Here is a 13,045-nt window from a genome sequence, read left to right on the forward strand (position 1 = left end):
GCTTATGGATTCGGCGCCTGCTGCCTGTCGTCAGGCCCGTAATCGCGCATAATATGAGCAACTCTCAGCCGGTAGTCCTTGAACAGCTGGTGGCGCCCCAGGCTCTGCGCGCGGCCATGGTCTATCTGTTGGCGCCATTGTTGAATGGCGGCTTCGGACTGCCAGAATGACAGCGACACCAGCTTGCCCTCTTCCGTCAGGCTCTGAAAACGCTCTACCGAAATAAAACCCTCGATCTGCGCGACTTTTTCGCGCATTTCAGCGGCAATTTCCAGGTATTGATCGCGTCCCTCAGGCCTAAGCCAGACTTCAAAAATGACTGCAAACATGCCTTCTCTCCCTGGGTTATTGCTTAATGCTGGTTGATGCGGATTGGCCGGGCGCAGCGACGAAAGTTTTTAGAGTATCGGGTAACCGATACCAGTCGGCGTGGTTGTCCCAGAAAATATTTTGTTCCGGTAGCGCCTGGGGCGAGCTGTCGAGGCTGCCCGCAGGCACAACCATTGCTGAGCCGCATTGGGTTAGCCAGGGCATGTTACTGCCACAGCGTTGGCAGAAGCCGGTGGCATAGTGCTCAGCCTCAGGTATCTCATAGCGGCCAACCTGCGCTTCACCCGTCAGCCATTTGAACTGTCCAGGGGGCATAATAATCCCACTGCAATGGGCGCTACCGCTGCTTTTACGGCAACGTGAGCAGAAACAGTTTTGGAACACTAAGTAAGGGGGCTGGATTGTGAAGCTGACCTGACCGCATAGGCAACTGCCGGTGATTTGAGACATGGTGCTCTCCTGTCGATGATAAGCCTTGCATTGAGCTGTATAGAGTTAAAACCATAAACAGCCGTTTTGCTAACCGCTTTGATCGGAAGCGTAATGCGGCTGTGGTATAACAGCCTTTTGCGACGAGGGAGAGATATGTCATTCAGTCTGGAAATGAAAGTGCGGGACTATGAGTGTGACCTGCAAGGAATTGTGAATAACGGGGTCTACTTTAATTATCTGGAACATGCCCGTCATGAATTTCTGCTGGAAAAAGGGATCGACTTTGCCGCATTGACTGCAGAGGGCGTGCATCTGGTTGTGGTGCGTTCTGAACTTGATTACAAACAGTCACTGACCAGTGGCGATCGATTTAGTATTGCTGTCAGTGTGGAACGGATTAGCCGGGTTAAGTTTGGTTTCCGCCAGCGGGTGGTTCGCTTATCGGATCAGCAGTTGGTGCTGACCGGGTTGGTTACAGGTGTTGCTCTCAATCCTCAAGGTCGACCTTGCGTCTTGCCCGCACTGGAACGTTTGCTGGTAGAGTGATCACAGCACCTGTAACTGGGACCAGAATGCACTGATCAGGGGGTTTTTTAGCTTTTTGTTCAGCGCCACGATGCCAACTTCGTAAGGTTCCAGCTCTGGTGTTACGGACAGAATTGTCACGCTGTCCGCCAGCGGACTGTTCTCCAGCACAATCTGCGGCACCACACCAACACCAAACCCCAGACTCACCATGCTGACGATCGCTTCATTGCCGGCTACTTGGGCGTAGATCAGCGGCTTTATCTGATGTTGACGAAACCATTGGTCGACGCGTTTGCGGGCGATGCCTTCCTCAGACAGTATCATCGGCGTATCCGCAGTGATCAGCGAGGTGGGTTTTGCGGTTGACTCAGTGGTGTCATCGCCGGGGCCAATAAATAATAGGGGGGAAATGGCGATCTGCTTGAATGCCAGTGCGCTGGGTAGGTTGCTGGGTTTGGCGGCAATGGCAAAGTCATCTTCACCGTTGATTACCCGGTTGATGGCGTGCTCCGGGTCTCCGGTATGCAGTTTTATCTCGATCTTGGGGTAATCAATTCGGAACCGGCTGAGGATTTCAAACAGGAAGCTATAACTGGCGGTGACTGAGCAGTAGATACTTAGCTGGCCGTGCAGTTCTCCTGCTTGCTGCATCAGTGTGGTACTGATCAGGTCCCACTGTGCGATGGCGTCCCGAGCATAGCCCTGAAACAGCCGGCCTGCCGGGGTCATGGCAACTGAACGGTTGTCCCTTTCGAACAGTACTGAACCAAGCTCTTCCTCTAACTGTTTAATGCTACGGCTCAGCGCTGAAGGGCTGACATGGCAGGCTTCGCTGGCTTTGCCAAAGTGCAGGTATTCGCTGAGGAGCAGGAATTGTCGCAGCTGCTTTATATCCATGGCGGCATCTTATTGTGATTTGTTGGCAGGTGCTAGAGAAACCTCGCGGGGTGGCGCGTGGTAAAGGCGGGGTTGTTTTATCGCTATGCACAAAAATGGTGCTTTTAATGTCGCTTTTGTGAAGTCGTCGACAGATAAAAAAAACACATTTTTTTATACCGAGAAAGAATATAATTTATATTAAGCTTATGTTCTAAATGGATTTAATTTGTTTTTTGATACCCTAGGCCACCATTTATGGAAACTATTAGAGTCTCGTGCCGTGCATTGGTTATACTTTGTGCAATGCACAATATATGGAGAGGCTTAGGATGGCTCGACGACTTAACCTGGCATTACAAGGCGGGGGAGCCCACGGTGCGTTTGCTTGGGGGGTATTGGACCGGTTACTTGAAGAGGCTGATTTTTATCCTGAAGGTATCAGTGGTACCAGTGCCGGCGCTACGAATGCGGTTGTTCTGACTCAGGGCTGGATGCAAGGCGGTGCAGAAGGTGCCCGAGAGGCTCTGAGCCAGTTTTGGCATAAGGTTTCGTTGTGTTCACCTCAGGATTTGCTGGGTACACAGATGCCCGATGCCCAGCTGACCAGCATGACCAACTGGATGTTGGACCTGCTGCGTTACGTTTCCCCCTATGATCTAAATCCTTTGGATATTAATCCGTTACGTGGTTTATTGGTGGAACAGGTGGATTTCGAACGCATGCGTGCCGAGTCACCGTTTAATCTGTTTATTGCCGCCACCGACGTTAGTCGGGGCAAGATTCGGCTGTTTCGGGAACAGGAATTAACAGTAGAGCATGTCCTCGCTTCAGCCTGTCTGCCTACGCTGCATCAGGCAATTGAAATTGACGGTGTTCCCTATTGGGATGGCGGCTTTTCAGGTAATCCTGCGGTGTACCCGTTGATATTTGACTGTCGCAGCTCCGATATCCTGATGGTGCTGCTACAGCCCATGTGCCGTCCGGAAACCCCCACCAGTTCACAGGCGATCAACCAGCGCATTACCGAACTTGGCTTTCAAAGTACTTTCATGCGGGAGATGCGGGCGATCAGCTACACTATTGAACAATCTCGCAGTAAATATTTTACTGCCAGTTCCCTGGAACAGCGGTTCCGTCAGTTGCGCTTTCATCTGATAGAATCAGGAGAGGTGTTATCGACCTTGGAAGGTGCCAGCAAATACGTTACCCGACAGGCATTTCTGGAAGGGTTGAAGGGTCGTGGTAGGGAAACCGCAGAGCAATGGTTGCAAGCTCACCGGCAGGATATCGGTATTCGGGGCAGCTGCAATCTGAACGAACTTTTTCTCTAGCGGAGGGTGAATGCAACGAGAGCGAGGGTCGCTGCGGGTACTATTGCTGCAAATTCGAGATGGCCAGCAAGTTCGGCGTGAGGAGCTTGAAAGCTTCGCACATTATAGCGGTTTGAGTTTGCGCCAGATTGATGTACTGAATGTGTTCGATCAGCCCGATGTGCCACTGAATGCGGCGGACGGTTATGATGCCCTCTGGGTAGGCGGCGCCAGCGAAGCCAATGTGCTGGAGCCACAAGCATACCCTTTTGTGACTAGCTGCATTAGCTTGCTGAATGTTTGTCTGGAACGAAATCTCCCGGTGTTTGCTTCCTGCTTTGGTTTTCAGCTGGCGGTACTGGCGCTGGGAGGGGTGATTCGGCACAAAGAAGTCGATTTTGAAATGGGTACGCTGCCAATCAGTCTGAGCCTCGCTGCTGCAGAAGATCCCCTGTTTTCGCATCTCAATGACCCTTTTTATGCGGTTTCTGTACATAAACAGTTTGCCGATCAGGTGCCTGATTGCTGTCAGGTACTGGCGTATACCCGGCAATGCGTGCATGCCTTCAGGGTCTGGCAAAAGCCTTTTTGGGCGTTTCAGTTCCATCCTGAGGTTGATCGTCGGGTATTGGTTGAACGATTAACCTATTATCAGCAGAAATATACGGCGGGAGAGGGTCACCTGCAGTCGGTTTTGGATGCAGCAGTGGAGACCCCGCAGTCGAATGGACTGCTGTCGCGTTTTGTGGATCAGGTGCTACTCATCTGATCTTACGTGGCATCGTGCTACGCAGCACAGTAGAATGACGCTTCACCCTTTCTGGCGGATGAGCTAACCCATGACAGAGCAAGAAGAAACACCACAGCAGACACCGGAAAAACCGCGCAGTCGAGGGGTCTACCTGTTACCGAACCTGTTCACCACCGGGGCGCTATTCTCAGGTTTTTATGCCGTTGTTGCCAGTATGAACAGCCAGTTTGAGAATGCTGCGGTAGCGATTTTTGTCGCCATGGTGCTGGACGGTCTGGATGGCCGGGTCGCGCGCATGACGAATACCACGAGCCCGTTCGGGGCAGAATACGACTCCCTAGCAGATATGGTTTCCTTTGGGGTAGCGCCTTCGCTGGTGGCGTTCAACTGGGTGCTGGCGGATATTGGCAAACTGGGTTGGTTTGTGGCTTTTGTGTACGTGGCGTGTGCTGCATTGCGTCTGGCGAGATTTAATACCCAGATCGGTTCGGTGGATAAACGTTACTTTATTGGCCTGCCGAGCCCGGCGGCGGCAGGCGCTGTGGCAGGATTGGTTTGGGCGGCAGTGGAGTTTGATGTTACCAGTGCAAACTATGTCTATCTGGTTGCGCTCTATGTGGCGTTGGCCGGGGTGCTGATGGTCAGTAATGTGCTCTACTACAGTTTCAAAGACATTAGCTTTAAAGCCAAAGTGCCGTTTTTGATCCTGACCGGTATTGTTTTGGGGCTGGCGGTGATCTCTATTAATCCACCGACTTTTTTGTGGTTGCTGTTTCTGGTGTATGCCGCTTCCGGACCGGCGTTGTGGCTTTGGCGTAAGCGTAAACATAAGCAGCGTGAAGCCGACTAGAATTATTTGCCTGCCACGGTGGGCCTTGTTATTGCGTCGGGGGAATTATTTTTCAGTTTATAGTCTAACCACTAATCGGAAAACTTTGTGGGGCTATTATGCTGATTAAAAAACCGGACCTGATTCCATCGTCAGAAATTACACCTGAATCGGTCTATTTGCAGCGCCGTCACTTTATGCGTGGCATCGGTGGTTTGATTGCCGGTGGCATGACTGGGCTTGCCCATGCGGTACCGGCCTACCCTCTGGATGCGGATCTGCCGCAATATCCTGGTCCGAAATGGCTGCAACCCAAGTTACGCAGTAGTGAGCGCCATACCGGGTACTCTACCTCCGAGGAGCCAGCGCCCTATTTCAATGCGATTACCCACAATAACTTCTACGAATTTGGTACGGCGAAAAAGAACCCGGCAAAATATGCGGAGAACTTCAAAACTGATCCCTGGAAAGTAGAAATTGCCGGTGCGGTGAATAAGCCGGGTGTCTATAACCTGGAAGATGTCATCAAACCCCATATGTTGGAAGAGCGTATCTATCGGCTGCGGTGTGTTGAGGCGTGGTCGATGGTGATTCCGTGGATTGGCGTGCCGCTGGCCAGTGTGCTGCAAGCATTCGAGCCTACTTCAAAGGCAAAATACGTTGCCTTTACGACCTTGCTGGATCCAGAGCAGATGCCGGGCCAGCGCTCCTATTTCAGTACGATCCGCTGGCCTTATGTGGAAGGGTTGCGATTGGATGAAGCGATGCATCCACTCACGTTGCTGGCAGTGGGGCTGTACGGTAATGCGCTGCCGCCGCAAAACGGGGCTCCAATCCGTTTGGTTGTGCCCTGGAAATATGGTTTCAAAAGCATCAAATCCATTGTCCGCATCAGCCTGGAAGAGGAAATGCCTCCCACTAGCTGGAACCTGACTGCACCAAATGAATATGGCTTCTATGCCAATGTGAATCCAGAAGTGGATCACCCGCGCTGGAGTCAGGCGAGCGAGCGGCGCTTGCCGTCCTCTCTGTTCGACCCTAACCGGATCGAGACCACAATGTTCAACGGTTATGCTGAAGAAGTTGCATCACTCTACAAGGGAATGGATCTGACTAAATGGTTCTGACTTTCAGTCACAAGTGGGGGCACCGGTTATTCTGGTGGAGCCTGTTTCTGGGATCATTGTTGCCGCTGATCTGGATCTTTTACCAGGCATGGACCCTCAATCTGGGGGCTGACCCAGCGGAGGAGGTTACCGACTATACGGGGACCTGGACTCTGCGTTTTTTGTTGGCTTCGTTGGCGATCACTCCTTTGCGCAAGCTACTGGGCTGGAGCTGGTTGATACGCTATCGACGTATGCTGGGACTGTATACAGCATTTTATGCCCTGATCCACTTACTCTCGTTTGTTACTTTTATTCTTGGCTGGCGTATGGATCTTTTATGGGGTGAAGTGACAGAGCGCCCCTATATTATTGTCGGTTCGTTAGCTTTCATGCTGCTGTTGCCGCTCGTGGTGACGTCAACTAAAGCGATGCAGCGTCGGCTTGGTAAGCGCTGGATGCAACTGCACCGACTGGTCTATGTGATTGCTTTGCTCGCTATGGTGCACTTCATCTGGCAAATCCGCAGTAATTACCTCGAAGTCTTGATTTATGGCCTGATCCTGTCCGTTTTGCTGGGTTATCGGCTATACCTAAAGGTAAAGCAGACTTATGGAGCCGGGCTGCGCCGCCCCGGAGCCTCATAACGGGTTTGCAGGAGGTAACTGATGACTCAGAAAATAAAATTTAGTGATTACTGGTATGTTTTTGCCAGCGCTCTTGCTGCGTTGTTTGGTGTTCAGTCAGAAAGTAATCGTAACCGGGATTTTACGTCGGGTAAGTACCTGCCTTACCTGGTGAGCGGTATTTTGGTGGCTGTATTATTTGTGCTCTGCGTTATTTTGTTGGTGCGCTTCGCATTACACTTAGCGGGGGCCTGATAGCGGTTTGTTGCGTGCATCGTGCGGCTTTCTAAATCTTTAGTTTAATGCGTTTTTTCCGCATCTGCGGCATATTGTCGCAGCATAATTTCAGTACTTTTTGTGCAGTACATTGACGCTTAAGTATTGTTATTGCTAAAGAATCTTCTCTTTAATTAATTTGCACTCCTGCCCTTGCAAATATTTTTTCCCTGCTATACTTCAGCAAAACCAAGCGGATTGGTCGGATAAAGATAGGAAGGAACCAGGTATACAAAGAGCCTGCCCAAAGCCTGTCGCTACCGACGTTGCGTATAGTTGTCACAACGCCCCTAGTGACTTGCCTTGAGCAGGCTCTTTTGTATGTTTACAAAGGAGGGCAGTCAATGAGTAGAGCTACCCTAGGGTTGCTAATTGCACTGTGTGTGCCAAGCGCTGCATGGGCAGATTGGACCGTCAATCTGACTCAGGGCGTGACTGAAATCAGCCGCGAGGTCTATGGCCTGCATATGCTGATTTTCTGGATTTGTGTTGCTATTGGTGTCGTAGTCTTCGGCGTGATGCTGTGGGCTCTCATTCATCACCGCAAGTCCCGTGGGGCAGAAGCCCACAACTTCCATGAAAACGTCGTGGTGGAGATCACCTGGACGGTTATCCCCTTCGTAATACTGATTGCCATGGCTGTTCCAGCTACCGCGACGCTGGTCAAAATGTACGACCAGTCTGAGGCAGACTTGGATATTCAGGTGACCGGCTATCAGTGGAAGTGGCGCTATCAGTACCTAGGGGAGGATGTCGATTTCTTCTCATCACTGAGCACTCCAACCGAACAGATTAACAATCAAGCCACCAAGGGCGAGCACTACCTACTGGAAGTGGATAACCCATTGGTTATTCCCACCGGTAAAAAAGTGCGTTTCTTGGTAACAGCAAATGATGTCATTCATTCTTGGTGGGTGCCGGACCTGGCGGTTAAAAAAGATGCCATTCCTGGTTTCATCAATGAGATCTGGGCACGGGTTGAAGAACCGGGCATTTATCGTGGTCAGTGCGCTGAACTGTGCGGTAAAGACCACGGTTTTATGCCCATTGTTGTTGAAGCTAAGTCAGAAGCTGATTATCAGCAGTGGCTGGCTGAGATGAAACAGGCGAAAACCGCCCAGGCGGCGGCCGCAGAAAAAACCTGGACTCTGGCTGAGCTGATGGAGACAGGGCAGCAGATTTACAACAAAGCCTGCGCGGCATGCCATGCCCCGGATGGCAGTGGTATACCGGGTGTTTTCCCTGCACTGAAAAACAGTCCCATTGCTCTGGGTGATCCGGCGGCGCACATCGATATTGTGCTGAATGGTAAAACGGGCACAGCGATGCAGGCGTTTCGTGATCAGTTGGGTGCCGTTGAGCTGGCCGCAGTCATTACATATGAGCGTAATGCCTGGGGTAACAGCACAGGCGATTTGATCAATCCCGCTGACATTGCAGCACTGAAACAGTAGGAGGGGAAAATGTCGACTCTGGAACAGACTGCTGCAGCCGGCGAGCTGACAGAACACCACCATGGACCTGCGTCTGGTATTGGACGCTGGCTCTTTACCACTAACCACAAGGATATCGGAACACTGTATCTCTGGTTCAGTTTCATTATGTTTCTCACCGGTGGCTGTATGGCGCTGCTGGTCAGAGCTGAGCTGTTTCAACCGGGGTTGCAGTTAATTCAACCTGATTTCTTCAATCAGATGACCACCATGCATGGGCTGATCATGGTGTTCGGTGCTGTGATGCCGGCATTTGTTGGGTTGGCCAACTGGATGGTACCGATGATGGTCGGTGCGCCTGATATGGCGTTGCCGCGAATGAACAACTGGAGCTTCTGGATCCTGCCGTTTGCATTTGCCATGATGCTGTCCACGCTGTTTATGGATGGCGGCGCGCCAAACTTTGGCTGGACCTTTTATGCACCTTTATCCACCACCTATGCGCCACCCAGCGTGACCTTCTTTATCTTCGCCGTGCATATGATGGGTATCAGTTCAATTATGGGGGCGATCAACATCATTGCCACCATCCTGAACCTCAGGGCTCCGGGCATGACCATGATGAAGCTGCCACTGTTTGTCTGGACCTGGCTGATCACTGCTTTCCTGCTGATTGCGGTGATGCCTGTTCTGGCCGGTGTAGTTACCATGATGCTGATGGATATCCACTTTGGCACCAGCTTCTTTAATGCAGCAGGTGGCGGTGATCCGGTGTTGTTCCAGCATGTGTTCTGGTTTTTTGGGCACCCTGAAGTCTACATCATGATTTTGCCGGCCTTTGGCATTGTCAGTGAAATCATCCCCACCTTTGCTCGCAAAAAGCTCTTTGGGTATGCCTCGATGGTGTATGCCACGGCCTCGATTGCGTTCCTATCGTTTATCGTTTGGGCGCATCATATGTTTACCGTGGGGATGCCGTTGGTCGGCGAGGTGTTCTTTATGTTCTCGACCATGTTGATCGCGGTCCCTACCGGGGTGAAAGTGTTTAACTGGATTGCCACTATGTTCCGGGGCTCGATGACATTTGAAACTCCGATGTTGTTCTCGTTGGCGTTTGTGGTGTTGTTCACTATTGGCGGCTTTTCCGGCTTGATGCTGGCGATAGCGCCGGTAGATTTCCAATACCACGATACCTACTTTGTGGTGGCTCATTTCCATTATGTGCTGGTACCAGGCGCCATTTTTGCCATTATGGCCGGCGCCTATTACTGGTTACCGAAATGGACCGGTAACTACTACAACGAACGGATGGGCAAGATACATTTCTGGTGCAGCTTTGTGGGTGTAAATATCACCTTCTTCCCTATGCACTTTATCGGTCTGGCGGGCATGCCGAGGCGTATCCCCGATTATGCTTTGCAGTTTGCTGACTTCAATGCCATTGCCTCAGTGGGTGCCTTTATATTCGGGCTGTCGCAGTTGATCTTCCTGTACAACGTGATTAGCTGTATTCGCTCCAGTAATAAGGCCTCTGACCGGGTATGGGAAGGCTCTCATGGCCTGGAATGGACACTGCCATCCCCGGCGCCATACCACAGTTTCACTGAGCCACCGGTGGTGAAATAAAGGCAGGAGTTCAGGACGATGGACAGTAAGCAGCAAGCCAGAACCAAGCGCACCCTCTTCTACAGTCTGTTTGGCTGTCTGGCGATGTTCGGCTTTGGTTTTGCGCTGGTGCCGCTGTATGACGTGTTCTGTGATATCACTGGGCTTAATGGCAAGGTGGAATTACAAGCGGTAGCGGCTCCATTGCCAGGTCAAATAGACCGTAGTCGTGAGGTGAAGCTGCAATTGACCGCAGTCAATAATGAAGCAATGCCCTGGGGCTTCCGTCCGGCACAAGCACAAACCCGGTTGCACCCAGGACAGTTGCTGCAGACCGCTTATATTGCTCACAACCCGACAGGCCGCTATATGATTGCCCAAGCAATCCCTTCTGTTTCGCCTTCAGAGGCGGCTCCTTATGTACAAAAGGTGAACTGCTTTTGCTTTGACCGCCAGCCCCTGTCTGCTGCTGAACAGAAGGAGATGCCGCTGTTGTTGAGTATCTCACCTGAACTGCCCGCCCATATTCATACCATCACACTCTCTTATACGCTTTTTGATATTACGCCAGCCGCGGACAACCGTGTCGCGGCTGGCGGGAGGAATGGACTATGACTACCCAGACCTACTATGTGCCGACGCAGAGCCGTTGGCCAATCCTGGCGTCCATCGCGCTGTTTCTTATGGCGTTTGGTGCCGGTAACACCATTAATGGCTTGAATGCCGATCAGGGAGGTGGATTTGGCGTGCTCCTGTTGTTAGCAGGGGCGCTGGCTATGGGATTAATCCTGATTGGCTGGTTTGGCAATGTAATTCGTGAAAGTCATGAAGGCCTGTACAGCCCGCAAATGGATCGGTCATTTCGCTGGGGTATGAGCTGGTTTATCTTTTCTGAGGTGATGTTCTTTGCTGCTTTTTTTGGCACGCTATTTTATGTGCGCACGCTGGCGGTGCCTTGGCTGGGAGGTGAGGGTGAAAAAGGGGTGGCGAATATGCTGTGGCCTGGTTTTACGGCTGAGTGGCCTTTAATGTCACCGCCTGATGCAGAAGCCTTCCCTGGTCCCAAAGCGATCATTTATCCCTGGCACCTGCCTTTGATTAATACCATTCTGCTGATCTCTTCCAGTTTCACTGTCACCATTGCGCATAAAGCCCTGAAGCAGGGCAAACGTTCCAAAATTGTGTTGTGGCTGGCGACTACGATCCTGCTTGGTGCGGCTTTCCTGGTGTTCCAGGCTTATGAATATATCGAGGCGTATCATGACTTGGGCCTGACGCTGCATGCGGGTATATATGGTGCCACCTTCTTTATTCTGACCGGTTTCCATGGCTTACATGTCACGCTGGGCACGCTAATGTTAATCATCATCTGGCTCAGGGTGATAAAGGGGCATTTTTCAGCAGATAAACACTTCGGCTTTGAGGCAGTGGCCTGGTACTGGCACTTTGTCGATGTGGTATGGGTGGGGCTGTTCCTGTTTGTTTATATTATCTGATTACTGCAACCAGGGTGCATGGGGTTTTAGTTCGCCACTGTAAATCCCATACGCCAAGACCAGAATAATCAGAGCGCAAAATGCCACCCGAAGAAACAATGAATTTACCGTGCGGTTGGATTGCCCCTGGTCTTTGATGAGAAAGAATAGACCGCAGAATAGGCTGATAACAGCGGCTGCAAACAATAATAATAACAGTGGCTTAAGTAGCATATGCAAAGCTCCGATAAGCTTATGAACCTACAGAGTAAAGATCAAAGTACGCTTCGCTTCAAGTGGATGCTGGGCAGTTTTGCGGTGATCGGACTGCCAGTACTCATCGGGCTGGGCTGTTGGCAGTTGCAGCGTGCAACGGAAAAGCAGCAATTAATTGACAGTATGCAACAGGCTGAGCCTATGGCGTTTTTGCCACCTTTGCAGACTCTTTCCAGTGGGCAGTACCAGCCGGTACGTCTGACCGGCCTACTAGATCCACAACGTTACTTTTTACTCGATAACCGCACCCGTGATGGCAAGGTTGGTTATGAAATTATTGGTGTGTTTCAGCCTCGGCAGGAAGCGCTGCTGGTGTTGGTAAATCTTGGTTGGCTGGTGGCCCCAGTTTCCCGGGATAACCTGCCTCAAGTTGTGTTACCACGTGAGGAGGTCGAAATTTCTATGCTGGTGAAAGCCACTGATAAACAGTTGTTACTGGCAGAAGATCATTGGTCTGAAGGTTGGCCAAAACGGATTCAGACACTGGATTTTAATTTGGTGCAGCGGTTTGTGTCACAACCTCTGTGGCAAGCAGAAGCGCGTGCGCAAGCACCGGTGGTGTCTGAATTGGATATTCGCTGGAATCTTAATCTTGTGCCGCCAGAGCGCCATCTTGGCTATGCGGTGCAATGGTTTGCGCTGGCGCTGGCGCTGTTGGTGCTACTGGTAGTGAGCTGGTTTCGTATGCAAAGAGAGGATATCGATGAATAAGCGGATGTTCTGGTTGATCTGGGCGATTGGCCTGGTGCCAATGCTGAGCGCGATGGCGATGTATTACGGCGGTTTTGCCCTGCCTGAAGGCCGGGTAAATAAAGGTGAGCTGGTTGTGGGACAGCAGCTTAGCAGTTGGTTTGATGCGGAACAGTTACCGGATAAATTGAATAATGAACACTGGAATCTAATTCTGACGGCACCGAGAAATTGTGACAGCAATGAGCAGTGTACGAATTGGTGGCAGGCCTTGCAGAAGATTCAGGTCGCATTGGGTAAAGACAGTGATCGGGTAGTCTTGCAGCTGCTGGATGCGCCTCAGTCCGGTTTTAATGGTCAGTCTCTGACGGGTTTAGGTGAAGCCGTCTGGATAGCTGACCCATTAGGTAACCTAGTGTTGCGGTATGAGTTTTCCCAGTCGCCAAGAGCGGTACTTGATGACTTGCGTAAACTGTTGAAGCTGTCAAAGGTAGGTTGA

The 13,045-nt window shown here is 51.2% G+C and carries 17 protein-coding genes; 13 read left to right on the forward strand and 4 right to left on the reverse strand.

Annotated elements, in window-relative coordinates; translation table 11 throughout:
• Positions 1-2: 2 nt before the first annotated feature.
• Together ACFVYJ_RS07405 and ACFVYJ_RS07410 are read right to left on the reverse strand one after the other, a co-directional pair.
• Entirely contained in the window at positions 3-329 is a 327-nt protein-coding gene (locus tag ACFVYJ_RS07405; protein WP_419414644.1) for an antibiotic biosynthesis monooxygenase family protein, read from the reverse strand.
• A 16-nt stretch (positions 330-345) separates the two neighbouring features.
• Positions 346-780 carry a GFA family protein gene (locus ACFVYJ_RS07410; RefSeq protein ID WP_419414643.1) on the reverse strand — a complete coding sequence of 145 codons (435 nt, stop codon included), beginning with the start codon at positions 778-780 and terminating at the stop codon, positions 346-348.
• Between the two features lie 135 nt (positions 781-915).
• Between ACFVYJ_RS07410 and ACFVYJ_RS07415 the strand changes: the two genes are divergently transcribed.
• On the forward strand, positions 916-1,308 hold the full coding sequence (locus ACFVYJ_RS07415) for an acyl-CoA thioesterase (RefSeq protein ID WP_419414642.1): 393 nt from the start codon (positions 916-918) through the stop codon (positions 1,306-1,308).
• Here ACFVYJ_RS07415 and ilvY read toward each other — a convergent pair whose 3' ends face one another.
• The gene (gene ilvY / locus ACFVYJ_RS07420; protein WP_419414641.1) at positions 1,309-2,187 is read right to left on the reverse strand and encodes an HTH-type transcriptional activator IlvY; all 879 of its coding nucleotides are present in this window, start codon (positions 2,185-2,187) and stop codon (positions 1,309-1,311) included.
• A gap of 311 nt (positions 2,188-2,498) precedes the next feature.
• Here ilvY and ACFVYJ_RS07425 point away from each other — a divergent pair, with 311 nt between their 5' ends.
• From ACFVYJ_RS07425 to ACFVYJ_RS07470, 10 genes are all read left to right on the forward strand, one after another.
• Positions 2,499-3,500, forward strand: a complete 1,002-nt coding sequence (locus ACFVYJ_RS07425) for a patatin-like phospholipase family protein (protein WP_419414640.1) — start codon at positions 2,499-2,501, stop codon at positions 3,498-3,500.
• Positions 3,501-3,510: 10 nt separating this feature from the next.
• Complete coding sequence (locus ACFVYJ_RS07430) at positions 3,511-4,248, forward strand: type 1 glutamine amidotransferase (protein ID WP_419414639.1); 738 nt, start codon at positions 3,511-3,513, stop codon at positions 4,246-4,248.
• 70 nt (positions 4,249-4,318) lie between these two features.
• Positions 4,319-5,080, forward strand: a complete 762-nt coding sequence (gene pssA / locus ACFVYJ_RS07435; protein ID WP_419414638.1) for a CDP-diacylglycerol--serine O-phosphatidyltransferase — start codon at positions 4,319-4,321, stop codon at positions 5,078-5,080.
• A 98-nt stretch (positions 5,081-5,178) separates the two neighbouring features.
• Positions 5,179-6,186 (forward strand): protein-methionine-sulfoxide reductase catalytic subunit MsrP, encoded by a 1,008-nt coding sequence (msrP, locus tag ACFVYJ_RS07440; RefSeq protein WP_419414637.1) that lies wholly within the window; start codon positions 5,179-5,181, stop codon positions 6,184-6,186.
• Entirely contained in the window at positions 6,177-6,812 is a 636-nt protein-coding gene (locus tag ACFVYJ_RS07445; RefSeq protein ID WP_419414636.1) for a protein-methionine-sulfoxide reductase heme-binding subunit MsrQ, read from the forward strand. The genes msrP and ACFVYJ_RS07445 overlap by 10 nt, the downstream gene beginning before the upstream one ends.
• Before the next feature lie 21 nt (positions 6,813-6,833).
• The gene (locus ACFVYJ_RS07450; RefSeq protein ID WP_419414635.1) at positions 6,834-7,046 is read left to right on the forward strand and encodes a DUF2970 domain-containing protein; all 213 of its coding nucleotides are present in this window, start codon (positions 6,834-6,836) and stop codon (positions 7,044-7,046) included.
• A gap of 365 nt (positions 7,047-7,411) precedes the next feature.
• The gene (gene coxB, locus ACFVYJ_RS07455) at positions 7,412-8,521 is read left to right on the forward strand and encodes a cytochrome c oxidase subunit II (RefSeq protein ID WP_419414634.1); all 1,110 of its coding nucleotides are present in this window, start codon (positions 7,412-7,414) and stop codon (positions 8,519-8,521) included.
• Between the two features lie 9 nt (positions 8,522-8,530).
• Complete coding sequence (gene ctaD / locus ACFVYJ_RS07460; RefSeq protein ID WP_419414633.1) at positions 8,531-10,126, forward strand: cytochrome c oxidase subunit I; 1,596 nt, start codon at positions 8,531-8,533, stop codon at positions 10,124-10,126.
• Between the two features lie 18 nt (positions 10,127-10,144).
• A complete protein-coding gene (locus tag ACFVYJ_RS07465; RefSeq protein ID WP_419414632.1) occupies positions 10,145-10,720 on the forward strand; it encodes a cytochrome c oxidase assembly protein in 576 nt (191 codons plus the stop codon).
• Positions 10,717-11,601, forward strand: coding sequence for a cytochrome c oxidase subunit 3 (locus ACFVYJ_RS07470; protein ID WP_419414631.1), 885 nt, complete (start codon positions 10,717-10,719; stop codon positions 11,599-11,601). Before ACFVYJ_RS07465 ends, ACFVYJ_RS07470 begins: the two co-directional genes overlap by 4 nt.
• Here the strand turns inward: ACFVYJ_RS07470 and ACFVYJ_RS07475 are convergent, their stop codons facing one another.
• Positions 11,602-11,814 (reverse strand): twin transmembrane helix small protein, encoded by a 213-nt coding sequence (locus tag ACFVYJ_RS07475; protein ID WP_419414630.1) that lies wholly within the window; start codon positions 11,812-11,814, stop codon positions 11,602-11,604. It abuts the gene before it with no gap.
• 21 nt (positions 11,815-11,835) lie between these two features.
• Here ACFVYJ_RS07475 and ACFVYJ_RS07480 point away from each other — a divergent pair, with 21 nt between their 5' ends.
• A complete protein-coding gene (locus ACFVYJ_RS07480; RefSeq protein ID WP_419414629.1) occupies positions 11,836-12,567 on the forward strand; it encodes an SURF1 family protein in 732 nt (243 codons plus the stop codon).
• Positions 12,560-13,045 carry a hypothetical protein gene (locus ACFVYJ_RS07485; protein ID WP_419414628.1) on the forward strand — a complete coding sequence of 162 codons (486 nt, stop codon included), beginning with the start codon at positions 12,560-12,562 and terminating at the stop codon, positions 13,043-13,045. The genes ACFVYJ_RS07480 and ACFVYJ_RS07485 overlap by 8 nt, the downstream gene beginning before the upstream one ends.

Origin of the sequence: Pontibacter sp. JAM-7, from assembly GCF_048548695.2 — a bacterium.
In the GTDB taxonomy this organism is placed as follows: domain Bacteria; phylum Pseudomonadota; class Gammaproteobacteria; order Pseudomonadales; family Balneatricaceae; genus Neptuniibacter.